The organism is Candidatus Chlorohelix allophototropha (assembly GCF_030389965.1).
GTDB lineage: Bacteria > Chloroflexota > Chloroflexia > Chloroheliales > Chloroheliaceae > Chlorohelix > Chlorohelix allophototropha.
The window spans coordinates 481366-504361 of the sequence record NZ_CP128399.1; the positions used below are offsets into that span (position 1 = coordinate 481366).

The following is a 22996-nucleotide window of genomic DNA, read 5'->3' on the forward strand; positions in this document are numbered from 1 at the left end:
TAGCTTTGCTTCCTATTATTAACACCGTTATCATATCGCCGATATTTTATGGCAAAAGAAAGCATGCCTGAACAAGCTCTAATAAAAGCACGCCGCTGCCTGAATATAACGGAAGAGTTCATCCTATGACAGCTACGGTAATGACGGTGGTAATTTGCGCTCCCGAAGACCAACCCATTCGGGATGAGCTTCTCCAGTTCTTTTCACCCCTTATACGGCAAGGCGATATTTCGGTTTGGCCCGAGCTTCAATTATTCTCGGATATGGCGCAAGTAAAAAAGCTGCTTTTAGAGAAGGCGCACCAAGCTGACCTACTTGTTTTTATCGTTAGCCCGGAATTTCTGGATGATGAGTTCTTTTACACTGAACTGATCAAGGGTTTGGTGGATGGTGGTACCTTGCGTATAATTCCCGTAATTCTCAAGGATTGTCTGTGGTGGGAAACACCCCTTGAAAAACTGAGCGTCTTGCCGAAGGAAGTCAATCAGAAGAAGGGCGAATTATTACCGGATTATTTGGGCAGAAAAACAAAGCGAGAGCGGGTTTTGTGCCAGGTTGGTCTTGACTTGTTGGTAGTAATCAAAGAGGCGCGAGTCAAGAAAGCGACACAACCGCCACCCCTACTTGCAGAAGCGGTAACAGAAACCAGACATTTGGATGCTGCCCTACCTTCCGAAGTAGAGGTGAACGAGCGTGTGCATTTGCTGGCGATGTTGCGTACTGAAACTTCCTTGGGTTTACGGGAATACTTGTCCAATATTGAAAAGCAAGAGGCTTTCGGCATCAAACCGGAGCAAGTGGTAACGCCGGGCAAAGTAGAAATAGAGTATCCCAAAGATACAGTCGGGCAAGTGTTACCCGTAGAATTATTGGTGCGGGTAAGCAGTAAGGATTTTGAGCTTGAAAAGAGCGAGGAACGAGTAACATTAACTCTACAAAAGGATTCTATACCATGCATCTTTCCGCTCAAACCGCTAAAGCTTGGAACTCTTGAAATTAATTTGAAGGTGAGCAGCCTTGAGGAAGCGATGTTCTTTGAAACAATCCTTACAGCCGAGTGCGTTGTTACGGCGGAAACAGCTAGCTTCACAATAAAAGGAGCGAATAGTATCGGTGTTCTTCCTTCTATCACTCTCACGGAAGAACCTTTGAAAAAAGCCCACGAAGAAAAGGAGATTCTGGAACCACAATCCGCTAGATATATTTCACCCGCTACTCCACCTCAGTTTGAAATTCAAAGAGAGGGCAAATGGAAAGAACTGCCCTCCCTATCTCAAAATCCCTTTCCGCGTCCCAGTAGCCCACCGATGCCTATCCGTGCGGCACAAAAGCGCAGGCCCGTAATTGTAAACACTCTTGCAGCTATGTTTGCTACTTTCCTTGTGGCTGGTTTTTTACTAATAACTGTACTCTCTGGAAGCAATGGGAGCCCACCACCGACAAGCGTTCCTTATATTACACCAACAAGAACTGTCCAGATTTCGCCAAGCCCATCAAACACGCCTCTTGTCAGGGCGACTACCACTGCCGGGGGGTAAATGAGCAGAAAACTGTCTGTCTCCATTCGTGGGTTAACCTATTATCAAATGACTTATTTCTCCAAAAATATGGTCAATAAACGTCCCACTTCCTCATACACCTCTTCTTGCGGGTAGTGTCCAGAATTTTCGAAAGTGTGGACTGTATAGTTATGCAACGCGCCCTTCCATCTCGCTAATTCTTTTTTACGAAATGCAATATCACGAAGTCCCCACAAGATGAGAGTCGGTTTGTCCGCAATCTTATCAATTTGCGACCAAAGCTCTCCGAGCCATTTGCCAGAGCCTATTATTTCCTTGGGGAAAACCCAAGTTCCTTTACGTTCCGCCGGGATTTTTAGAGGTTCTACATAGTGGCGATGGATTTCTCGGGTCAATTTCGCCTTGTTTCCATAGACTACCCAAATAAAAGTACGCGCAAAAAAATTAAATTGTTTAATCAAGAATCTGCCGATGAAACCTCCCATGAAACCGCTGAAAAGTTGGTAATACCAATCATCATTGGTTTGCCAAAGCCATGTATTGAAAAGCACGATGCGCTTGACTCTTTCAGGATGAGCAATAGCATACGATAGCCCAATTGGCCCACCCCAATCATTCACCACTAGGGTAATATCCTTAAGCTGGAGGTGTTCCATAAGTTGTTCAAAGTTTTTGGCATGGTCGATCGGAAGATATGACCAATCTGCCGGTTTGTCGGAGAGACCAAAACCAATGTGATCCATAGCAATGCAGCGGTGTGATTTTGATAGTTGCTTAATAAGATGTCGGTAAGAAAAAGACCAAATCGGGTTACCATGCACCATCACAATTGGATCGCCTTTGCCTTCATCTACATAGTGTATATCTCCAACCTCACATTTGTAATAGTGGGGGGAAAAGGGGTATTCGTCGGTATCGAGCCATGTGGGGTTAGTTTTCATAAGTTTCACTGAGCCTCTGTGTATAGTCAATCGTATTTTCAATATATTCTGGCAACTAAAAGGAAAGGGAAAACAAAAACTGTAACTGTATGGTAAAAAGGAAGAAACCAAACAAGCTTAACTACCCAAGCTAGCTTAGGTGACTATTGTAGCATTACGAGAGGATAGCGGTAAGCGGTCACCCGATTCAAAGCGGCGCTTACCTTTATTCGAAAAGAGCGTAACGCCTTTCCGTCCCAACACAAGCCATTCTTCACCTGAACAAATCAGTCCGGTCGAGCCTTCAACCCCAACGATTGTCCCATTGCGGCTGGAGAATCGGCTGATTCCACTCAACCAACCCGGTATTTCATCAAAATGAGGAATCACTACAAGTCCCGGCACTAGCCCAAGCGCTTTTTCGCTTCTGAAAAAGGGAGGGAAGCCGGGTAAATAGCCTGCCAACGCCATAGCGCCTGCCGAGCAACCCACTACTACCCCGCCATTCTCATAAACCCCTTTAATGGCTTGCCAACAGGCGGTATCCTTGAGGGTTTGCAGCAAATATTGCGGCTTTCCACCGGAGAGATACACAAAATTACATTCGGAGATTTGGGCTGCCATCTGCGTCGAATCAGCCTCAGACCGATTCAATACCATTACGGCTTGTGCCTCTGCGCCGAGTTTCTTGAAATGGCGCACGCCCATTTCCGCCCAGCGCTTCGGGACTCTATTGCCATCCGGCGCGGAAGCGGTAGGCAATATTGCTACTCTGCCCGGTTCTCCCAACCGCTCTAGCAAGAGCCGATCCAGTTCTTCGATTGGTTGCAGAAACTCGCCAGACCCTACCAGCGCCACAGCGCCAAACTTCTTGATCATGTCTCCCTTTATTTCTATATAAGTGATAGATTGCATGTATAGCTTAACGCTTTAAGGCAAGGTATAGCAAATCAGATTGCCCCTTCAATTTGCTAATTTTATGGCTTCTAGCGCATCAATAACGGGCCAGCGGTGCGCTACCGAGCCATGTTCTACATCACTGAAAAAATGCTTGAAAATAGGAATATTATTCCAAGAACTGAGCCTATTAAAATTCTCAAAATCGTTTTCTTTAACCAGTTCATCCTTACCGAGAATAGCTATTCCTATTTTGACCTCAATGATTTGTTGCTGGCAATATTTGACTGCTTCCACTATCTTGCTGTCAATTCCTCGGTATAGAGTGGTTAAAGTTTTAAATCCGAAGGCAAATGCAATAAAGCTGTAAGAGAGACGGGAAGCAAGGTCATTTTTAAGCTCGTGGTGTATGAGGAGAGATTCGCGGTGTTGTTCTTCGGTGATATGCTGCCCGGCGAATATTTTTTCCAGCAATCCCTTTAACAGGATGTGTCTGCGTTTTAGATATTGCTTTTCAACTTCCTCTGAATTTGCTAGCCCGGATTGATTGCCTTCCAGCGCCGTGTCGATGGCTTCAAGTTCGCTGGTAATTTTATTGCGTTCGCTGCTATCGGGGATGATATTAGGCAACATCACTTTTAGCAAATATTTGCGTTGCTCGATAGCTTGTTCGTCGTTGCTGGTACTCAGCGGGTAAAGATGGTATTGGTCATACAGACCGATATTTTTTATTACTTTGCCCAATCTTAACCCTACTTTACCTACTCCTCTAAACCCTCTAAAGCCCATACCGGGCGGAGAAATAAAGATAATCTCAAGCGCCTTGTTAGGCATATCCGCACTTTCTGAGAGGGCTTTCATCAGGTCTAGCACTTCAATGCTTCCTAGAGAGTGGGCATATACTCTTATTGTTCGACCTTTCGCACGGCTGATTAATTCTTTGGCAAGGTTATGATAATGGGTGGAAAGCCTTTTTTCGCCGCTCTTAAGACCGGCTCTAGTAGTTAGTGAGGAAATTACAAACCCTTTGCTCCCGATATATTCTCGTAATCCGGTTAAATATCTTCCGCCTCCTTTTAATCCTGCAAAGATAACATGATAATATTCCGAATTGACTTGTTCCTGTTCAGCCTGAGTCATAGTCTTTCCTTTGCATGCTGAAATAATCTTTCCGACCTTTCCCAATGAAAGGCGGCAAAGTATCAAAAGATAGGACTAAGTTTTAAAACACACAGGCTGTGGAAAAAGAAAGGTCGTGGTAAAATCGTGGCAAAAAGCTTCTACTATTACACCCGTAATAGCTCACAACTTAAATTGAATAGAGAAAACCATCTTTATAAAGCTTATGGCGTATCCTTATATACTTCAAGTATCAAGTTATCACAGGTTCAGTGTATAAAGCAAGCTTACCCCGCTACTCATGGAGTTGTACCAATGCCTTACCTAGTGAATCTAATCTCAGTTTTCCTGTGACAATTGCACTGTGGAAATGAACTTGTGGGCTTCTGCTAACCGCTCCAGCAAAATTTGTTTTGTAATAGTGCAAGCCTGAATTATTGCAGGATTGGTCAGAGAATAATAGATGGTGATACCCTGTCGGCGAGTTGTAACCAACTCAGCCTGCCGCATCACCGCAAGATGTTGGGAGACGTTAGCTTGTCGCAACCCGGTAGCTTCCACCAATTCCGTTACCGTCCGTTCTCCCTCTTTAAGATTGTCTAGCAGTTCAAGGCGAATAGGATCAGCCAATGTGCGGCAAATCTCAGCCTGCATCCGATAAATTTTCTTGTCTATGCCAGTACCTGTATTCTCACTAGCTGATTCAGGCTTCATGCTATTTCCTCTTTTTTCTTCATTTCTTGCCTATTATAGACATAAGCCCAAAATCTGTAAATTGGTAGCGGGATTCTCAGGTTTTGTCAGTAATTTTGACAGAAGAAATGATTTTATGGTTTTCGGTCAATTTTTCAACTAGAAATTGTTTTATTATATCGCACGCTTGCATAATAAAAGGATTTTTCAAGGAGTAATAAATTATTTTCCCATGTTGGCGATTTACCACCAACCCGGCTTGGCGCATAATTGCCAGATGTTGCGAAACGTTAGCTTGTCGCAACCCGGTAATCGAAACGAGTTCGTTCACGGTGCGCTCACCGTCTTTCAGGTTATCAAGAATTTGAATTCTCACCGGATTAGCGAGTGTTCGGCAGATTTCAGCCCTCATTTTATATATTCTTTTATCAATTTCAACTTCGTTATTGTCTGAATCAGATTTATTCATATATATGCTCTTTTAGAAATTAACTGATATGTTCAATAACTTGAAAGGCGGGCACATATGTGAAAAATCATACATACCCGCTTTCTATCATTCGGTTATTGAGGGGGCTACTATCACAAACGCTCAGGTAGCCAACTAATGTTATAAGACTCCAGTAGGTACCAAGTACCAATAGGCTTTATTGAAAGCCATTTTCTGGAAATGTACTATGGTGCTAGGTTCATGCAATTTTGGCGGGTGCTCGTAATTGAAGTCTAGCATAGAAGCTTTGCCATATCCCGATTCGAGGAAGCACATTACATGCCCTTTGTATTCAGAATGTTTCGGGTCTAGCTCGATACCTCGAAGGTCGGCTGATAAACGCTCTACGATAACAGGCGCTTCAAAATGAGCGGTGCTTCCGGCTTTACTAATCGGTAAGTCGGTGGTATCACCAAGCGCCCAGATATTTCTTATACCATTAACTTGTAGGGTGTTGCGCTCGGTTTTGACCCAACCCGATGCATCGGCAATCGGATGCCCCTGTAGAAATTTTGCGCCTCGATGCGGAGGGGTCATTACTGCTAAATCATAGTTAAGTTCGGTACATTCCATCGATTTGAGAATTTTAGCTTCCGCATCAACTTCTTCAAGGTTAAAAAATGTTTCTATTGTTATTTTGCGTTCTTCTAGCAGCGGTTGGGCAGTGTCGGCAACACTTTGGATGCTGAATACTCGATTTAGCGGGTAGGTATAGATAATTTCAGTTTTGTCCCGCAAACCACGATGGTGCAAATATTCTTCCAATAGAAAAGTGAATTCAAGAGGCGCAACTGGGCATTTGTGAGGGAGTCCCCCAACGCCAACAACTATCTTTCCGCCTTGAAATTCTTCTAAAGCAGCATGCAAGTGGAAGGAGGCTTCTTCGGTGTAAAAATGATTGACCCCTTCCTTGAAGCCGGGAATATCATCAGGGTAAATATGTGATCCGGTGGCGATAATCAGGTAATCGTATTCCACTGTATTGCCATCACTCAGTGTAATTTGTTGCTTTTCGGTTTCAAGCTGAGAAACCTCACCGATTACTAGATTAACCCGCTTTCGCAACAAGCTTCTGACAGGTTTACTAAGCGCACGTGGGTCTTGTCGCCCAAATGGGACATATAACCAACCCGGTTGGTAAAGATGGCGTGCGCTGGCGCTTACAACCGTTATTTCTGCCTCTGAAGGTTTAAGTTTTTTTGCGAGAAGGTTAGCCACCAGTGTCCCGCCAGTGCCCCCACCCAGAACCACGATTCGTTTCATACTCAGTTACTCCTGAAAATTCTATGTGTGGGGATTACCGGGCGTGCTATCAAAACAAGTCCGGCAATCGTTAATAACAGGGCGTTATTTTATTTTGCGGCAAATAAAGCGGGTACTACCTTCGAATGGTTCCATACCCAAAAATTCTTGTTTAGCCTTTTCAATCCAAGCAGGAATATCCTTCTTGCTGCCTTCATCGCTGGAGATAACGGCGATTACATCACCCACCTGCGCGGCTTTCACCTGACGAATAAGTTCCATCAGGGGACCGGGGCAAAAACTACCTCGCGCATCTGATTCCTTGTTGATTGTTACCCCTTGCATATATATACTCCTAATTGAAGAATTTGTTCTTAAATGTTCTCTCTAAAATCTTAAACAAACAGAATGGCTCCGCCTTCGGACTCTTTAATAAAACTTGCCACGCCGGTAACTTCGCTCACCACCGGTTCCAAGTCTTCCAGCTTAATATCAAACAAGTCCATAGTCATACCACATGCCTTAACGGTGACATCCCCGATTTCCATCACTTCTTGTAGGGTTTGCATCCAGTGAGGAACCTTCTTGGCTTGCATCATTTCCATCGCCGGACCGGCATATTCCTCAAAATCTTTGCTGAACTTCATGTTCTTCTGCCAATCACCCTTGCGGAAGCCCATCAAACCCCAGAAAGTAAGGAAGATTGTGGTCTTTTTACCCATTGCCGCAGCGCCGGCGGTCATAGTAACAGCCGCCATAATCTTGTCTACTGTGCCAGAAAAGAGAACGATTGAGAACTTTTCAGTATCTTCACTCATTTTGTAACTCCTTCTAAATTAAGCTGATATACAATAAAAGCTACTTTCATCTGTTCATATATTCGAATATTCGCATATATCAAATATAAACTCCTCATGTAAAGGGCAAGGTGTAGGTTGGTAAAATCTAGGTATATATTTTGGCGTTTTTAACGTGATTGTGGGAAAATACACAAATAGAATCGGAGAAACCAATCGGATTGCTTAATTTTGTGCAGCTTTTAAAAGGCAGGGGGAATAACTATATACTTAAGGGCGAAGTGTTATTTGCCGTTCCTCCGTACTTGCCTATATATACTTGTACTTCCAAGCAGCGCCAATAACCAGAATCCACCTGAAAGATAGCCTCCAATAACGTCGGTCAGGTAATGGACACCCAGATATATGCGGCTCAATCCGATCATAAAAATAAGGATTAGCATCAGCAACGCCCATGCTAGTCTTAGAGTGGTACGCTTGAAGTATTTCAGACCAATCCACAAGAGCAAGCCAAAATAGCAGAATGCTACTGTGGCATGCCCACTCGGAAAGCTGAAGGAATCGGGACGTTCTATTACACTAGTCCACATTTGCGGGCGTGGGCGGCGGAAAAGGAATTTCATTGCCTGATTGAGTATCAAGCCACCTCCTACTGTCAGCAGTAATAGCCAGCTATAAAAATAATATTTACGCCAGACAAATATTCCCACTGTGACGAGGGTCAGAATCACAATACCAAGTGCGTTTCCTAATGAAGTGAACAGCGTAAAAATTGTATCAAGTAGCGGATTTGCAAAACTATGTACCCAGTTTCCGAAATCGGAATCCAAATTAGTAAATTCGTTTTCCAGCAGATTTTCGGTTAACTCGCCAAAACACCACAGAAATATTAACGCCCCGGCTAATGCGCTTACCGCATATAAACCCAAATGTTTTATCAGGTTAAATAGCGTTTCGAACCAGGGGAGTTTTCTTAAGAATTTTATTATAAACAATCGGTTTGTCCCATCCGAATGACCAACCCAGCCGCAACAAGTTGTGATAGTTCCTGCTCAGATGTTATATATGCAATCTAACTATCTTGTCAACTTTCGCTTTCAGCCGGATTTTCAGACAAAGGGCGATTTATATTTAAATCCGTAAATCGAGGTTTGAGGTACATCGAACAGAGTGAGCGTTTTCAGGGGCGCGCAGACCCGTGCCCGATTCGGATTTCAAAGCGAATTACAGAGTTGGGCGGCTTATCATCTACCTTGTGGAAAATTCATGTTGGCAGATTTACGTTAGTGCTACTATCATTATGGCGAATGGCTGCCGGCTCTGCTAGAATTGATGGAATGGACGGTAGTTATCTGTAGATGCCGCCATACAAATGTAGCTACCGGCATCTAGCAGTAGATGTTGGGCTTGTATATCTACTCTAATGTTGGGCAGATGCAACAGGAAGGGTGCAACCATGATCCTCCCCAAAGACCGCGACCACCGCTTCATCACCATTCGCCGTGGGGGGATGCTCACGGACTCTGATCATCGACTCCTAGCTTTGTGGGCGGCTGCGTGCGCAGAACACGTTTTGCACCTCTTCGAGAAGGTGCAACCCTCGGATCCGCGCCCTCGCCAAGCGATCGAGCAGGCTCGGGCATGGGTGCGCGGCGAGATCAAGATGTCTCAGTCCCGCGCGGCGGGTGGTCATGCCATGGCTGCCGCAAGAGATCTGCGTGGAGCCGCCAGGTACGCTGCATATGCTGCCGGGCAGGCGGCAGTGGTGGCACATGTCGCTGCACATGAGCTTGGTGCTGCGGCTTACGCGATCAAGGCTGTGCGTGCGGTTGCCCCCGGAAGCGAGGGTGAGAGCGCCGGTCGGATCGAGTGCCGTTGGCAACGCGAACAGCTTCCGGATGCGATTCGCGAACTCGTTCTGGAGGATCAGCGGTTACGAAATGAGATTTGCTGGTCAGTGTTCGACTGCTGATGGGCGTGACTAGCTTGTTTGTACTGCCCCACAAGTGCTTCGACCCACTGTTGCGAGCGCGTTACGTTGTCGCCGGAAGCGATTGAGTCCCTTGTTTATTTATCATTCCAGCGGTTTGGGAGTCTCCAACGTAGCGCGGCGGATTGCGGCAGACTGGCGAAGGGCTACGGGAGCTTTGCGCCCGATTGCCACCGCGCCGACCACTACGATTGCCACCAACGCGGTTATGAAGGTGATTTTTTCGCCGAGTAGGAAGCTGGATATTATCAGTGTCATGAAGGGTTGCAATAGCTGTAGCTGACCCACTCGCGCCACGCCACCCATCGCCAAACCGCGATACCAAGCGAAGAAGCCCACGTATTGGCTCAGAATCGCTACATAGAGGAAGCACAGCCATGCTTCGAGGGGGGCGTTGAAGAGCGGGGTTATGCCGGTGCGGGCTACTTCAAAGCCCATCATGATTGCCAATACGGGCCAGATTAGCACCATTACCCAGCTTATAACTTGCCAACTGCCAAGCTCGCGGGAAAGGCGTGCGCCCTCAGCGTAGCCTACGCCCGAAGCGGCAACCGCACCGAGTAGCATTAAGTCTGCCGGTTCGAGTGAGCCGCCACCTTGCGCCAGCGCGTACCAGATTACCGCACCGCTGCCGATGAGGCTGGCTGCCCAAAAGAGTGGCGAGGGGCGTTCTCCGGCGCGTATTGTCGCTGCCAGCGCAGTTGCCAGCGGTTGTAGGGCGAGGGTGATTGCGCCATGCGAGGCGGGTAACGTACTCATGGCAGCGGTGGCGAGCATGGGAAAGCCTAGCCCAATCATCAAGCCGATGATGTAAAGCTGCACTAGCTGTCGCCGATTCGGGAATTTCTGGCGAGTGAAGAATAGTACCACCGCTGCCAATATTCCCGCTACTACCACGCGCCCTTCGCTGATGAACCACGGGCTGAAGCTGCCTATCCCGATGCGTGTAGCCGGAAGTGTCATGCTGAAAACTGCCACTCCGACCAGTCCTAGTAATAAACCTTTAGTTGCATTATTAGCATTTTTCATTAATTAAGATGTCTCCGGAATTTAAAAACACAAAATTATATTAAGGGAAGCCGGTTAACAGCCTCCCAGATTATTTAAATAAGGACATGTATAAGCGTGTTATGCTCAAGTACAAGTTTTATATGAATAAAATCAAGGTCAGCTAACAACCGCCGGAGTGGGTTGGCTGATATGCTCTTTTAAAAGTTCGCCGAGTAATCTTATACCTTCCCGAATTTTTTGCGGCGTAGAATTCGAGAAATTCAGGCGCATGGTGTTTTCGCCGCCGCCGTTCGGGAAGAAACTGCGCCCCGGCACAAAAGCAACCTTGCGCTCGATGGCGGTTTTGAGCAATTCGCTAGAGTCCATGCCATTCGGCAGCGTCACCCATAGGAACATGCCGCCCTTTGGTTTAGTCCAACGCACTTCCAGAGGGAAAAATTCTTGAAGCGATTGTAGCATCACATTGCGCCGTTCGGTGTAGGTCTGGCGGATAAGGTGAATATGCTCATCGAGGAAGCCGCTCTGCAAAAGCTCGTATGCTAAGAACTGGTTGAGCGAGGAAGTGTGTAAATCTGCGCCTTGCTTTGCCTGTGCCAGCTTGAAAATGACTTCGGGCGCAGCTACCACCCAACCCAACCGCAAACCGGGTGCGAGGATTTTGGAGAAGGTGCAAAGGCGAATCACGTTGCCCGTATAAGAATCGCTAGGAGGATAATAGGCTGCGCTCAATGATAGCAAGGTGGGCAACGGCTCACCCTCGTAGCGCAACTCTCCGTAGGGGTCATCCTCCACTATCGGTAGGTTATATTTTGCGGAAAGGCGAGCAAGCTCAAGGCGGCGTTCTCCGCTCATAGTAAAGCCGCCCGGATTCTGGTAGTTGGGCAGGGCATAGATGAACTTGGGGTGTTTTTGCAAAAGTTGCTCAAGCTCATCGGTTATCATGCCATCATCATCGGTGGATACGGTCAGGTAAGCCGCTTGATAGGAGTTCCACGCTTGCAATGCGCCCAGATAGGTGGGCGATTCGGTCAGGATATAATCGTCATGATTTATGAATATTTTGCCGAGTAGGTCTAACGCCTGTTGCGACCCGGTGGTAATCATGATGTTCTCGGTGCTGACTTTCATGCCCTCATGATTCAGACGGGCGGCGATGAGTTCGCGCAAGGGGGTGTAGCCTTCGGTCAAGCCATATTGCAAAGCCTGTGCGCCGTGTTCGCGCATAATGGTGACGGTAGCGCGTTCTATCGCTTCTACCGGGAAAACTTCGGGAGCGGGTAAGCCGCCCGCGAAGGAAATAAAATCCGGGTGTTCGGTGAGTTTCAGCAATTCGCGGATGGCGGAGCTTTTCATACGCAACGCCCGCTCTGAGAACAAATCATTCCATATAACTGACATTTTATGACTCCTTTGTCGAGCTATACTACCTGAGCCACAGCACGTCCCGCCCGACTTGCCAATGCAAGTCGTCGTCGCCCATGTTCCTCCAGCAGTTCGCCCAGAAGTGATATTCCTTGTATAAGTCGTTGCGGTGGATTTGAGCCAAAGCTCAACCGCATATAAGCTTCGTGTCGCAATTGAGGAAAGAAGGCGCGCCCCGGCATGATGCCTACGCCGCGTTCTGCCGCTTCCAGATAGAAATCACGCTCATTGATGCCTTGCGGCAGGTTGACCCAGAAACACAACCCCCCTTCAGGCTTGCGCCAGCCACAGCCGCTCAAGTGTATTTCCGCTGCACCACATACAGCTTCGAGCCGCTCCTGATAGAAATGGCGCAACTTTTGCAAATGGGTGGTGAGGTGGCGTTTGCGCAAGTAGCCTGAAAGGCAGCGTTGTAGTATTGGCGAACAAGTAAGGTCGGAAGTACGTTTGGTAGACAGGATTTCAGGCAATAGCCCGTTACCTGCTACCAACGCGCCCAGACGTAAGCCGGGAGCAAGTATTTTGGAAAAACCAAGCAAGTATATAACACGTCCCTCTGCATCGAGCGATTTTAGGGCAAGGGGTGCGGGTTCACGATATGACAGAAACCCGTAAACATCATCTTCTATTAGATAAAAGTCGTAGGTACGCGCCATTTGTAGGATTTGCTGCCGACGCTCTGAACTCAATGAAACCCCGGTGGGATTATGGAAGGTAGGGATGGTATAAACAAGGCACGGGCGATAGGTTTTACATACCTCTTCGAGGCGTTCTAGCATTATGCCATGCTCGTCCACCGGAACACCCACCACGCGCTGTTGGCGTTGCGCCGCCAGTTCGATTACACCGGGGTAGGTTGGTTCTTCCACCACCAACACCTCATCGGGTGTGGCGAGAGTACGCAATACTATATCCATACCTTGCTGCGCACCAGTTGTTATTAGCACTGTATCGGGTGATGTTACAATGCCGCGATCGAGCAGGAGGTGAGCAATTTCTTCCCGCAATTCGGGTTCACCCTGTGCCGGACCATACATAAAGGCTGAAATATCTCTGGCAGCCTGTTTTAATTGGCGTTGTAGTTCGGGCAGGGGAATCGCGTTTCCTTCCGGTATCGCCGAAACCATCGAAATCAGGTCGGGATGGTCAGCCAGCCGTAGCATATCGGCGAAAAGGGTCTGACTGAACCATTGGGGCGGTGGTTGAGCACCCTCCCGCAATTTAAGAGGTGCTGTCAGAGCTACGGGTGGCTTTTCCGCCACAAAAGAGCCACGCCCCACAAAAGATTCTACCAGCCCAAGCGCTTGCAGTTCGTTAAAGGCGGTTTGCACCGTCAGTCGGGTTATGCCATGTTCTGCCGCAAGTTGCCTGACGGTGGGCAAACGTGTACCCGGTGAGAGCGCACCACTGCGAATGTATTCCCTGATTTGTTCAGCCAATTGTCGGTACAATGGCAACTCTGAAGCGCGTTCTAGAACCAGTTTCATTATTATCACAATTCTCGGCTATTTTATTACCTACACTACTATAGAAAATGATAGCCGAATTGTATAGAGACAAACCATTTACTTTGACTAGGACAATGGCGCATTATACTGTGCCTATTGTAATACACGGCGTATTGGTATCATAGCGGAAAGGGCACTTGCTGCCGCTGCGCTCATTAATAAGGCACTCAACCACAATGCAACCAATTGACTCCACACTGCCGTGTTTTCCAATAATTGCATTTCCAGAGCAATGCACGGAAGCCCAGCTAGCAGTAGTAAAAAACCGCTCAAAAGTAGATGGTGACGCGCCAGTAACGCACTTGTGAAGGCAATTGCTACCGGTATTAGCTCTACAATCAGTAGCACGCTAAAGCTATTCCAATTGATTTGTTCTGGGTTAGCAGCGATAAAGCTATCCACAAGTTCGTAACACGAGGCTAGCAATAATACTAGAAGCAGTAAACTACTCATGAGGCTGAGATAGTAAACCACCAATTTAAGTCTTTCCATTTGATGCCCTCCTTATAGCTCAAGACAACATTTTAGAAAGATTCACATGGATGGGATATCCCTTCATTAATTATAGTGATTTTAGGTCAATATTATGGTAAATAATGCATATTCAGACGGCGGTATTAAAAAAACCGAATGAGGAATTTTTACGATAGTTATTTAGGCAACAAAACTTTCGGCTATTCCTGGTTTATAATTAAAATGTATTGGACTATCAAATTACCCGGTCTCAATTATTTACAGGAGAAAATGCAAAATGGCTGATGAAGTAAAAGACGCACCGAGCGCGGCTGATTCATTTCAAAAATTAGTTGATAGCACCAAAAACCTCAACAATCAGGTAGTTAAAGCTGCTGAGGATATTGTTAAGGTATTTAGCCCAACTTTGGCTGAAACTCTGATCAAGCTGGACAAGAACTTCAAAGGGTTTTATGTTAATCTGTTCAAGAACGTGGTAGGGAACTTCCGACGCACTGGAACTAGCACAGAAGAATAAGCCCTGTTTCAGTTCAATTTGAGGAATTTAAGGCTGCTGGTTTGTTCCAGTAGCTTTTTTAGGTTACATAATATTGTTCTTCTAGGGTATCAGAAGAACCCCATACGTTTTGAGATATGGGGTTCTTTTTTCTGTCACTCATCACCAAAGTATTCCAGCATAGGTTTGAAATAATAGTCTTCCCAACCTTGCCGATATTCGGCGGCTTGACCGTCAGGAATTTCGGTATGTACCACCGTAATTTCGGTTTTATCTTCGCCCACTTCTTTTAATAAGATTTCCAGATGTGAATCCTTGCTCTCAGGCGGGAATTCGCTGGTACGCCACGCTTGTACAATACGCGAGTATGGTTGTAACTCAAGGGTTGTGCCTTCAATATACCCATCCCACGCACTGAATTTGCCTCCTACCACCGGATTAATTATAGCGTGGCTTCCGGTCATCCGGCTATGTCCGGCGCTATCCAGCCATGCTTCGTATATCTCGCGTGGGGCAGCGGCGATAATTGTAACTAAAGTTGTAGATTCTGACATGATTTCCTCCCATAAAATTCAGGATAGGATATTAGATAATCCCCTTCTGATTTTGGAAGGGGATTCAACTTTAGCGTTGCAGGTTTTCTACAATTACAGCGATACCCTGACCGCCTCCAATACATGCGCTGGCGATACCATAGCGACCACCACGCCTGCGCAATTCGTACAGCACCGTTAGGGTGACACGTGCGCCACTCGCGCCAAGCGGATGACCTAGCGCAATTGCGCCGCCATTTACGTTGTATCGTTCGCGTTTGATGCCCAAATCTTTTTCGACTGCACAACATTGCGCCGCGAAAGCCTCGTTTACCTCTATCAGATCAATGTCGTCCAACTTGAGGTCAGCTCGTTTCAAAGCAAGCCGAATAGCGGGCGCTGGACCAATACCCATAATGTGCGGCTCAACCCCTACAACGCCCCAACTTACGATTCGACCCAATGGTTTCAAGCCATGCTGTCGCGCATAATCTCCACTGCTAACCACTACCGCTGCCGCTCCGTCGGTTATACCGCTGGCATTGCCCGCTGTAACCGTGCCGTTTTCCTTGATAAATCGCGCAGGTAATTTGCCCAACGCTTCAAGGCTGGCATCAGGGCGGATACCTTCATCGCGTTCGATGCGCTTTACGTTTCCCTTTTTGTCCTTGATTTCAATTGCCACGATTTCTTCGGCGAGTATCCCTTTTTCGGTGGCATTCTGGGCGGCTTTATGACTACGCAAGGCGTATTCATCCTGAAACTGGCGACTTAAGTTGTATTGGGCGGCAAGATTCTCGGCAGTAATCGCCATGCCCTGTCCGGTGTAACTATCTACCAACGCCGTCCACAGCGAATCTTCAAAAGCAGTGTTCGCGCCGAACCCAAAACCCCAACGTGCTCCACGCACCACATGCGGCGCTTGGCTCATATTTTCTGCGCCACCTGCCAGAGCCACTTGGCTTTCACCTAAAAGTATGGATTGTGCGACATTCACGATTGCCTGTGCGCCACTACCACATAGTCGGTTGACGGTAAGGGCGGGGGTTTCGATGGGCAAGCCTGCTTTCAAGCCAACATGTCGCGCCAAGTAAATAGCGTCGCTGCTGGTTTGCAGTACATTTCCGTAAACTACATTATCTAGTTCGCTTGCCTCAACTCCACTGCGCTTGATGGCTTCTTTCGCGGCTAAAACCCCTAACTCAGTAGCAGAAATATCTTTAAGGCTGCCACCAAAACTGCCAAAAACGGTACGCGCCCCATCCAGAATAACCGCCTCGTTCGCCATTGAATGCACCTCCTGAGTATATTTGTGTGTATTTTAGGAATGGTTGATTATACCATCAACGCCTTGATTCGGCTTAGCTTAGAGCTTTGCCGGGCAGGTGTAATGAAAGAGGGATTTATGAGAATACAGACTGAGGGTTTGTGCGCGTTAATCTTAGCTTTGAGTTGAAATTCAAGCGCTTTTGTCCAATAAATGTAAGGCTACCTGAATTTACCTTGAGAGAGGCTTAGTTCTGCGTCTAGGAGAATAAGGCGCGTAACACCCTCGTAGAAACAAGCACTTCTCGTTTGGGTTAGATTACCCCGGCTTCTTGCACCTTTTCGTGGGCTTTTTTCCTCAGAAAATCCGCTCTTTGATGTTCGTAGGATTCATCCGGGATGTTGATTACCCTGCCAAAGCGCGAGGCTTCTACGAAAACCCGCGAAACCCGCTCAACTGTTTCGCATACTACCATTGCTTCGCGTAGGTTCGCCCCGATTGCTACCATGCCGTGATTAGCCAGAATCGCTGCTTGCTTGTCGCCCAACGCTTCTACAAAATTTAACGCCAGTTCCTGAGTGCCGGGAAAGCCGTATTTAGCTACTTTTACGCCCCCGCCTATTACCATCGTCAACTCGTCCATAATTACGGGGAGGTCGGTGCGGGTAACTGCTAGCACGCTGGCATAGGTGCTGTGGTTGTGTACCACCGCTTTGCAATCGGGACGACTGAAATAGGCGGCGAGATGTAGCGGCAGTTCGCTAGAAGGGCCGGGGTTGCCGCTGAAAACCTTACCTTGCCAATCCACAAAGCACAATTCTTCAGGAGAAAGCGCTCCGTAATTTTTCCCGGCGGGTGTGATGAGCAAGCCTTCTCCCCCGGAGAGCCTCGCGCTCACATTTCCGGCTGTGCCGTGTGCCAGCCCTGTTCTGAACATGTAGCGCGCCGTATTTACCACTTCTTCAGCCACTCCGAGGTATTTATCCAGATAGTTAAAAAGCATTGGCTGCTCCTTTTGATAAGAAGTTCTCAACTCTATAAAAAGAATAGTACAGAGTCGCTACTATTTCAATGAGTTAGGCTACAAACAAAGCTCATTACTATAAAGACCCACGCGAAAACCCATAGTTTAGGCATTTATACTAATCTTTTACGATTGGGGGTGGGGTTCTTTCCCTCATCCCGCTATAATAATTATAGAACGATTTTTAAGTTTGGTAGTTTACAGGAATATTAGGATAAAGGGGGTTTTGCATATGGCAAAGACAGTCGAACGCAATGCAGCGGAACCGATAGCGGGCAATGTCGCCCAGTCCGTGCATATCAGCCCAGATGAAGTGCATACTACTTTAAGCCGTCACATGCTGGCGGATGGCTATAGTTTTGTGTACGATCACCGCAAGAGCGAAGGCAGCTATCTGGTAGATGCCAAAAGCGGCAAACGCTACCTAGATTTATTCAGCTTTTACGCCAGTTCGCCGCTTTCTCACAACCATCCCGGCATGAAAGACCCGGCATTTCGCGAGCGGTTGCTGGACGTGGCGCTGATAAACCCGGCAAACCCGGATGTTTACACCGTTGAAATGGCGGAGTTCGTAGAAACTTTTACCAGTTTGGCTATCCCCAATTATTTGCCGCACCTTTTCTTCGTGGCAGGAGGTGCGCCTGCGGTAGAGAATGCCCTTAAAACCGCCTTTGATTGGAAGGTGCGCAAGAATTTTGCAAAAGGCTATGCCTATGAAAAAGGGCATAAGGTATTGCATTTCAAAGAGGCTTTTCACGGGCGTTTGGGCTATACGATAAGCCTGACCAATACCGCCGACCCGCGCAAATATATGTATTTCCCGCGCTTTGATTGGCCCCGCGTAGATAACCCGAAACTCGAATTTCCGGTGGATGCTTCGTTGGCGGAGGCGCGCGAAGCGGAATCGTTGTTGCAAATAAAAGAAGCTTTTGAGCGCAACCCTGATGATATTGCCGCTATTATTATTGAGCCGATTCAGGGCGAGGGGGGCGACAATCATTTCCGCCCTGAATTCTTCAGGGCGTTGCGCCACGTAGCGGATGAGTATGAAGCCATGCTCATTTTCGATGAAGTGCAAACCGGAATCGGTATTACCGGCACAATGTGGGCGCACCAACAACTCGGTGCAAAACCGGATATTCTGGTCTTTGGTAAGAAAACGCAAGTGTGCGGTATTGCCGTGTCTAGTCGGGTGGATGAGGTGGAACACAACGTTTTTGTGGAACATAGCCGCATCAACAGTACATGGGGCGGAAATCTGGTGGATATGGTGCGCGGACAACGCTATCTTGAGATTATCCACGCCGAACGATTGGTGGAGAATGCACGGATAATGGGCGAGTATTTTCTTGGAAAATTGCAGGAGCTTGAGGAGAAAGACGCACCGATTGGCAATGTGCGGGGTAGAGGTTTGTTCATTGCTTTTGACCTGACCGATATGGCTGCCCGCAATAAGCTGATTAAGGACGCTTATGACAACGATTTACTGCTACTGCAAAGCGGCATCTGTTCTATCCGTTTGCGCCCACATTTAGACATCAAAAAAGAGGCGATTGACCACGCGCTGGGAATTCTCGAACAACTCTGGCATCTTCGCTAACAAATAAAAAAGGAGACGCTTCTTTGCGCCTCCTCTTTTTTATTTCAGGATAATTAGTGGGTGAACTGAGCTTCTTCGGTCGAACCGTGCAAAGCGGTAGTTGAGGAAGTACCGCCGGAAATTACTTGAGCCACCTCATCGAAGTAGCCAGTACCAACCTCGCGCTGGTGCTTAACAGCGGTGTAGCCATGATCTTCAGCTGAGAACTCCGCCTGTTGCAACTTGGAGTAGGCTGCCATGCCACTTTCCTTGTAACCACGCGCCAGTTCAAACATGCTGTAGTTCAGAGCGTGGAAACCGGCGAGGGTGACGAACTGGAACTTGTAACCCATCTTGCCCAATTCTATTTGGAAGTTCGCAATAGTGGCTTCGTCCAGTTTCTTCTTCCAGTTGAAGGAAGGTGAGCAGTTGTACGCGAGCAACTTGCCGGGGAACTGTTCGTGAATTGCTTCGGCAAACATACGGGCTTCTTCAAGGTTCGGTTCGGAAGTCTCGCACCACACCAAATCGGCGTAAGGAGCATAAGCCAAACCGCGTGCAATTGCTGCGCCAAGTCCGCCCTTAATGCGATAGAAGCCTTCCGCAGTGCGTTCGCCCGTTACGAACGGTTTGTCGTAAGGGTCAATGTCGCTGGTAATCAGGAAAGCGCCGTTAGCATCGGTGCGCGCAATCAGAAGGGTGGGTACTCCCATCACGTCCATTGCAAAACGTGCCGAAATGAGGTTGCGAACGGCTTGTTGGCTAGGAAGTAACACCTTACCGCCCATGTGTCCGCATTTTTTCTCAGATGCCAACTGATCTTCAAGGTGTACGCCTGCTGCGCCAGCTTCAATCATCGCTTTTGCCAGTTCGAATACATTGAGAGGACCACCGAAGCCAGCTTCGGCATCTGCAATAATGGGGGCGAACCAGTGAATATCGTCTCTGCCTTCAGAAGTGTAGATTTCATCGGCGCGTTGTAGAGCTTGATTAATGCGCTTTACAACGTGCGGTACACTGTTAGCCGGGTAGAGGCTTTGGTCAGGATACATGTTTCCCGACAAGTTAGCATCTGCCGCAACCTGCCAACCGCTCAGGTAAATGGCTTTAAGCCCGGCTTTAACCTGCTGAACTGCCTGATTTCCGGTGAGTGCACCCAATGCTGGTACGAAATCGTCTGTGTGCAGCAACTCCCACAATCTAGCTGCGCCCAATCGTGCCAGTGTATGCTCTACCTGTATTGATCCACGTAACCGCACTACGTCAGCGGCGGTGTAAGGGCGTTTAATGCCTGCCCAGCGGCTATCTTCCGCCCAGCTTTTCTCTAACTCGGCGATGGCTTGTTCTTGTTTGTAGTTTCGGTGACCGTTGGAATTGCTGTTAGCCATTTAAAACCTCTCCTTTTTGCTTCTTTGCAAATATCCTATTCCCCAAAGGTTTCTTTGAGGATAAATATGCTGATAGTTTTGCCAGTTTAATGAACTTATTTCTCCGATTGTCAATGAATCGGAAAAGCAGTATTGTGTTTGTTAAACCATTGATTTATGCAATTAGTGCCATAAGATTTATCTATGGTAATGACGTTTATAATTAACATTACCTATCAATAACTATAATCACAAAATCACATGGAATCAAGAGAATCATAGGTGAATGGTATAGAATTGCCTGTGAATGGTAATTTGAGGTCTTTGAGCTGTTATATTTAGCGAAAACAAGCTTTAAATAAAATTATATTCTGTGCACCAACCTATTTTCACGGCACTATATTTTGCGAAATGGTACAATATCACTTATGGATAAGTTAAAAATTCTTTTTATGGGTACTCCTGAATTTGGCGCTACGATACTGTATGCTCTGGCAACTGCCCCCCATTTAGAGGTTACGGGCGTGGTTACTCAACCTGACCGTCCTGCCGGTAGAAAAAACCAACTTAGCCCGCCACCCGTTAAAGTAGCCGCTCAGGAACTTGGTCTTCCTTTGATGCAGGTTGAGCGTTTGCGCAACCCTGCCGTTCAGGCGCAGTTGTTAGAATTTAGCGCAGGCGCGGAGATATTTGTGGTGGCAGCGTTTGGTTTGATTTTGTCGGTTGCCGTTTTGAATATGCCACGATTGGGTTGTATTAATGTGCATGGTTCTTTACTACCAGAATATCGGGGAGCCTCTCCGGTGGCGCAGGCTATTTTGGATGGGAAAACCGAAACGGGTGTCACGATAATGTTGATGGAAAAGGGGCTGGATACCGGTCCTATGCTCAGCAAAGTGGCAATTCCAATTGAGCCTGAAGATACCCAACCCAGCTTGATGGATAAATTGGCTAAATCTGGCGCCACCTTGTTGCTGGATACTTTACCGCGCTGGGTAGCAGGTCAAATTATTCCTGAGAAGCAGGACGATACATACGCTAGTATTACGGGCATTATCAAGAAGGAATATGGCTTGATAGATTGGAACAAAACCGTTGCAAGTATCGTATGTATGATTCGCGCCTACTATCCGTGGCCCGGAACCTATACTTTCTGGCAAGGACAAAACTTGAAGATAATCGGAGCAACTGCCTTTCAGGAGAAAGTAGCCGAAAGCGCTACACCGGGAACCGTACTTCTGGCACGAGTTGAAGGAAAAGAATGTGTTTTGATTGCTACTGGTAAGGGCTGGCTTGCGCCCCGTGAGTTACAATTACCCGGAAAAAAGGCTATACCGGCATTAGAATTTGTAAAAGGACAACGCGCAATTATCGGAGCAAGGCTTGGAGATGGGCAAGAAGCTTAATTTGTGGCGGCATCTGTTGAATTTTGGTTTATGGGTGTTGTGTTTAGGCATAGGCTACTTTGTTTTGGTCGGCATTACTTATGGCATAGGTGGTATTCCTGAGATTTTCGGTGCAACCGGTGAGAGCTTACAATGGTGGGGGTGGGGTTTAAGACTTGTTATTGCCCTTATATTCGGTTTTGCTACCTTCTGGCTGCTTTTCCATCCAATCAGGGCGCGTCGGGCTGTAGTTACCTTTGTAAAAACTCTATATAGACGATTTATACCAATTAAAAAAGCTGAAACGCCCCCTGTTTCAGAGGCTGCTAACAACGTTAGTGAAATAAAACCAATCAGCCGTCGTCGTTTTGTGGCGGAAAGCGCTGCTTTGACCGCTTTTACGGGCTATAGCTTTTTTGCTGAAGCCAATGGCTGGACAGTTAACCGGATTGAACTCAACCTGCGGGATTTACCTTCCGCTTTCGAAGGCTTTATCATCGCCCAGATCACCGATATTCATATTGATTCTTATTCTACCCCACAAGATGTAAGCAGGTTCGTGGCTAGGGTAAATTCATTCAAGCCTGATCTTACAGTTGTGACTGGTGATTTCATTTCCAGAGGAACTTATTATTTCGATATGGCGGCGGAAACCCTCGGTAAGTTACAGGATGGGGCGCGTATGGGGGTTTACGGGGTAAGCGGTAATCACGATTTCTGGTCTGAAAGTGATTTAGGACGCTTTCAGACGGCTTTAAAGAAAAACGGGATTCCATTAATTCGCAATAGCGCTACTGAATTAAAGCTGAACGGGGATAGCCTTTGGCTGCTTGGTACGGATGATAGCACCACCCATAATGCTGATTGGGGCAAAACAATCAAATCGCTGGGCTATCGGACGGTAGAAGAGGCACAAAAAGATACACGCGCTAAAATTTTGCTATCCCATAACCCCAATTTTACCCAACAGGTAAAAGATACTGACAACTGCTTGATGTTGAGCGGTCATACGCATGGTGGGCAAGTTTATCTACCGGGGGTGATGGATTTGGTGATGCAACCGATTTTTCCGCGCTACCGGGGTTTATATCAGATTGGTGAGTTCCAGCTTTATGTGAATAATGGGTACGGTACGGTTGGTCCCCCCTTGCGCTTCCTGACTCGCCCTGAAATTACACTTATCCGATTAACTAGAAAGTCCTAGCCTAAATGTACCATCAAAATTCACTGAAAATAGGTCAAAAGTCATATTTCAAATGTAA

At 47.1% G+C, this 22996-nt stretch carries 23 protein-coding genes; 6 read left to right on the forward strand and 17 right to left on the reverse strand.

Features of this window, described 5'->3' with window-relative positions:
• Window positions 1–125: 125 nt before the first annotated feature.
• Complete coding sequence (locus OZ401_RS02185) at window positions 126–1538, forward strand: hypothetical protein (protein WP_341469077.1); 1413 nt, start codon at window positions 126–128, stop codon at window positions 1536–1538.
• 53 nt (window positions 1539–1591) lie between these two features.
• Here OZ401_RS02185 and OZ401_RS02190 read toward each other — a convergent pair whose 3' ends face one another.
• From OZ401_RS02190 to OZ401_RS02230, 9 genes are all read right to left on the reverse strand, one after another.
• Window positions 1592–2461, reverse strand: coding sequence for an alpha/beta fold hydrolase (locus OZ401_RS02190; RefSeq protein WP_341469078.1), 870 nt, complete (start codon window positions 2459–2461; stop codon window positions 1592–1594).
• A 135-nt stretch (window positions 2462–2596) separates the two neighbouring features.
• Window positions 2597–3319, reverse strand: a complete 723-nt coding sequence (locus OZ401_RS02195) for a Type 1 glutamine amidotransferase-like domain-containing protein (RefSeq protein WP_341469079.1) — start codon at window positions 3317–3319, stop codon at window positions 2597–2599.
• A gap of 84 nt (window positions 3320–3403) precedes the next feature.
• Window positions 3404–4477 carry a hypothetical protein gene (locus OZ401_RS02200; protein WP_341469080.1) on the reverse strand — a complete coding sequence of 358 codons (1074 nt, stop codon included), beginning with the start codon at window positions 4475–4477 and terminating at the stop codon, window positions 3404–3406.
• A 318-nt stretch (window positions 4478–4795) separates the two neighbouring features.
• A complete protein-coding gene (locus OZ401_RS02205; protein ID WP_341469081.1) occupies window positions 4796–5170 on the reverse strand; it encodes an ArsR/SmtB family transcription factor in 375 nt (124 codons plus the stop codon).
• 76 nt (window positions 5171–5246) lie between these two features.
• A complete protein-coding gene (locus tag OZ401_RS02210; protein WP_341469082.1) occupies window positions 5247–5618 on the reverse strand; it encodes an ArsR/SmtB family transcription factor in 372 nt (123 codons plus the stop codon).
• Between the two features lie 141 nt (window positions 5619–5759).
• Window positions 5760–6902: an NAD(P)/FAD-dependent oxidoreductase gene (locus OZ401_RS02215; RefSeq protein ID WP_341469083.1), complete on the reverse strand. Its 1143-nt coding sequence runs from the start codon at window positions 6900–6902 to the stop codon at window positions 5760–5762.
• A gap of 84 nt (window positions 6903–6986) precedes the next feature.
• Window positions 6987–7226 carry a sulfurtransferase TusA family protein gene (locus OZ401_RS02220; protein WP_341469084.1) on the reverse strand — a complete coding sequence of 80 codons (240 nt, stop codon included), beginning with the start codon at window positions 7224–7226 and terminating at the stop codon, window positions 6987–6989.
• Window positions 7227–7276: 50 nt separating this feature from the next.
• Window positions 7277–7699: a DsrE/DsrF/DrsH-like family protein gene (locus tag OZ401_RS02225; protein ID WP_341469085.1), complete on the reverse strand. Its 423-nt coding sequence runs from the start codon at window positions 7697–7699 to the stop codon at window positions 7277–7279.
• A 263-nt stretch (window positions 7700–7962) separates the two neighbouring features.
• Window positions 7963–8673 carry a phosphatase PAP2 family protein gene (locus OZ401_RS02230; RefSeq protein WP_341469086.1) on the reverse strand — a complete coding sequence of 237 codons (711 nt, stop codon included), beginning with the start codon at window positions 8671–8673 and terminating at the stop codon, window positions 7963–7965.
• 515 nt (window positions 8674–9188) lie between these two features.
• Here OZ401_RS02230 and OZ401_RS25770 point away from each other — a divergent pair.
• The gene (locus tag OZ401_RS25770; protein ID WP_341469841.1) at window positions 9189–9650 is read left to right on the forward strand and encodes a putative immunity protein; all 462 of its coding nucleotides are present in this window, start codon (window positions 9189–9191) and stop codon (window positions 9648–9650) included.
• 102 nt (window positions 9651–9752) lie between these two features.
• Here OZ401_RS25770 and OZ401_RS02240 read toward each other — a convergent pair whose 3' ends face one another.
• The 4 genes from OZ401_RS02240 to OZ401_RS02255 form a co-directional block, all read right to left on the reverse strand.
• Entirely contained in the window at window positions 9753–10697 is a 945-nt protein-coding gene (locus OZ401_RS02240; protein ID WP_341469087.1) for a DMT family transporter, read from the reverse strand.
• A gap of 138 nt (window positions 10698–10835) precedes the next feature.
• Entirely contained in the window at window positions 10836–12077 is a 1242-nt protein-coding gene (locus OZ401_RS02245) for an aminotransferase-like domain-containing protein (protein WP_341469088.1), read from the reverse strand.
• Between the two features lie 20 nt (window positions 12078–12097).
• The gene (gene pdxR, locus OZ401_RS02250; RefSeq protein ID WP_341469089.1) at window positions 12098–13588 is read right to left on the reverse strand and encodes a MocR-like pyridoxine biosynthesis transcription factor PdxR; all 1491 of its coding nucleotides are present in this window, start codon (window positions 13586–13588) and stop codon (window positions 12098–12100) included.
• A 114-nt stretch (window positions 13589–13702) separates the two neighbouring features.
• Window positions 13703–14101, reverse strand: a complete 399-nt coding sequence (locus OZ401_RS02255) for a hypothetical protein (RefSeq protein ID WP_341469090.1) — start codon at window positions 14099–14101, stop codon at window positions 13703–13705.
• Between the two features lie 259 nt (window positions 14102–14360).
• Here OZ401_RS02255 and OZ401_RS02260 point away from each other — a divergent pair, with 259 nt between their 5' ends.
• On the forward strand, window positions 14361–14600 hold the full coding sequence (locus OZ401_RS02260; RefSeq protein WP_341469091.1) for a BAR domain-containing protein: 240 nt from the start codon (window positions 14361–14363) through the stop codon (window positions 14598–14600).
• A gap of 134 nt (window positions 14601–14734) precedes the next feature.
• Here the strand turns inward: OZ401_RS02260 and OZ401_RS02265 are convergent, their stop codons facing one another.
• The 3 genes from OZ401_RS02265 to OZ401_RS02275 all read right to left on the reverse strand — a co-directional run bounded on the left by OZ401_RS02265 (window position 14735) and on the right by OZ401_RS02275 (window position 17382).
• Window positions 14735–15133 (reverse strand): SRPBCC domain-containing protein, encoded by a 399-nt coding sequence (locus OZ401_RS02265; RefSeq protein ID WP_341469092.1) that lies wholly within the window; start codon window positions 15131–15133, stop codon window positions 14735–14737.
• Window positions 15134–15203: 70 nt separating this feature from the next.
• A complete protein-coding gene (locus OZ401_RS02270; protein ID WP_341469093.1) occupies window positions 15204–16400 on the reverse strand; it encodes an acetyl-CoA C-acetyltransferase in 1197 nt (398 codons plus the stop codon).
• Window positions 16401–16692: 292 nt separating this feature from the next.
• Window positions 16693–17382 (reverse strand): class II aldolase/adducin family protein, encoded by a 690-nt coding sequence (locus tag OZ401_RS02275; protein ID WP_341469094.1) that lies wholly within the window; start codon window positions 17380–17382, stop codon window positions 16693–16695.
• A gap of 253 nt (window positions 17383–17635) precedes the next feature.
• On the opposite strand from OZ401_RS02275, the gene lat reads away from it, so the two are divergent.
• The gene (gene lat, locus OZ401_RS02280) at window positions 17636–19003 is read left to right on the forward strand and encodes an L-lysine 6-transaminase (RefSeq protein WP_341469095.1); all 1368 of its coding nucleotides are present in this window, start codon (window positions 17636–17638) and stop codon (window positions 19001–19003) included.
• A 53-nt stretch (window positions 19004–19056) separates the two neighbouring features.
• Here lat and aceA read toward each other — a convergent pair whose 3' ends face one another.
• On the reverse strand, window positions 19057–20370 hold the full coding sequence (aceA, locus tag OZ401_RS02285; RefSeq protein WP_341469096.1) for an isocitrate lyase: 1314 nt from the start codon (window positions 20368–20370) through the stop codon (window positions 19057–19059).
• 407 nt (window positions 20371–20777) lie between these two features.
• On the opposite strand from aceA, the gene fmt reads away from it, so the two are divergent.
• Window positions 20778–21755 (forward strand): methionyl-tRNA formyltransferase, encoded by a 978-nt coding sequence (gene fmt / locus OZ401_RS02290; protein WP_341469097.1) that lies wholly within the window; start codon window positions 20778–20780, stop codon window positions 21753–21755.
• Complete coding sequence (locus tag OZ401_RS02295) at window positions 21739–22938, forward strand: metallophosphoesterase (RefSeq protein ID WP_341469098.1); 1200 nt, start codon at window positions 21739–21741, stop codon at window positions 22936–22938. The genes fmt and OZ401_RS02295 overlap by 17 nt, the downstream gene beginning before the upstream one ends.
• Window positions 22939–22996 lie beyond the last annotated feature (58 nt).

Bases quoted from the DNA above. Each gene is read 5' to 3' on its own strand.
- OZ401_RS02185 (WP_341469077.1), top strand. From the start codon at position 126: ATGACAGCTACGGTAATGACGGTGGTAATTTGCGCTCCCGAAGACCAA.
- OZ401_RS02190 (WP_341469078.1), bottom strand. From the start codon at position 2,461: ATGAAAACTAACCCCACATGGCTCGATACCGACGAATACCCCTTTTCC.
- OZ401_RS02195 (WP_341469079.1), bottom strand. From the start codon at position 3,319: ATGATCAAGAAGTTTGGCGCTGTGGCGCTGGTAGGGTCTGGCGAGTTT.
- OZ401_RS02200 (WP_341469080.1), bottom strand. From the start codon at position 4,477: ATGACTCAGGCTGAACAGGAACAAGTCAATTCGGAATATTATCATGTT.
- OZ401_RS02205 (WP_341469081.1), bottom strand. From the start codon at position 5,170: ATGAAGCCTGAATCAGCTAGTGAGAATACAGGTACTGGCATAGACAAG.
- OZ401_RS02210 (WP_341469082.1), bottom strand. From the start codon at position 5,618: ATGAATAAATCTGATTCAGACAATAACGAAGTTGAAATTGATAAAAGA.
- OZ401_RS02215 (WP_341469083.1), bottom strand. From the start codon at position 6,902: ATGAAACGAATCGTGGTTCTGGGTGGGGGCACTGGCGGGACACTGGTG.
- OZ401_RS02220 (WP_341469084.1), bottom strand. From the start codon at position 7,226: ATGCAAGGGGTAACAATCAACAAGGAATCAGATGCGCGAGGTAGTTTT.
- OZ401_RS02225 (WP_341469085.1), bottom strand. From the start codon at position 7,699: ATGAGTGAAGATACTGAAAAGTTCTCAATCGTTCTCTTTTCTGGCACA.
- OZ401_RS25770 (WP_341469841.1), top strand. From the start codon at position 9,189: ATGCTCACGGACTCTGATCATCGACTCCTAGCTTTGTGGGCGGCTGCG.
- OZ401_RS02240 (WP_341469087.1), bottom strand. From the start codon at position 10,697: ATGAAAAATGCTAATAATGCAACTAAAGGTTTATTACTAGGACTGGTC.
- OZ401_RS02245 (WP_341469088.1), bottom strand. From the start codon at position 12,077: ATGTCAGTTATATGGAATGATTTGTTCTCAGAGCGGGCGTTGCGTATG.
- pdxR (WP_341469089.1), bottom strand. From the start codon at position 13,588: ATGAAACTGGTTCTAGAACGCGCTTCAGAGTTGCCATTGTACCGACAA.
- OZ401_RS02255 (WP_341469090.1), bottom strand. From the start codon at position 14,101: ATGGAAAGACTTAAATTGGTGGTTTACTATCTCAGCCTCATGAGTAGT.
- OZ401_RS02260 (WP_341469091.1), top strand. From the start codon at position 14,361: ATGGCTGATGAAGTAAAAGACGCACCGAGCGCGGCTGATTCATTTCAA.
- OZ401_RS02265 (WP_341469092.1), bottom strand. From the start codon at position 15,133: ATGTCAGAATCTACAACTTTAGTTACAATTATCGCCGCTGCCCCACGC.
- OZ401_RS02270 (WP_341469093.1), bottom strand. From the start codon at position 16,400: ATGGCGAACGAGGCGGTTATTCTGGATGGGGCGCGTACCGTTTTTGGC.
- OZ401_RS02275 (WP_341469094.1), bottom strand. From the start codon at position 17,382: ATGCTTTTTAACTATCTGGATAAATACCTCGGAGTGGCTGAAGAAGTG.
- lat (WP_341469095.1), top strand. From the start codon at position 17,636: ATGGCAAAGACAGTCGAACGCAATGCAGCGGAACCGATAGCGGGCAAT.
- aceA (WP_341469096.1), bottom strand. From the start codon at position 20,370: ATGGCTAACAGCAATTCCAACGGTCACCGAAACTACAAACAAGAACAA.
- fmt (WP_341469097.1), top strand. From the start codon at position 20,778: ATGGATAAGTTAAAAATTCTTTTTATGGGTACTCCTGAATTTGGCGCT.
- OZ401_RS02295 (WP_341469098.1), top strand. From the start codon at position 21,739: ATGGGCAAGAAGCTTAATTTGTGGCGGCATCTGTTGAATTTTGGTTTA.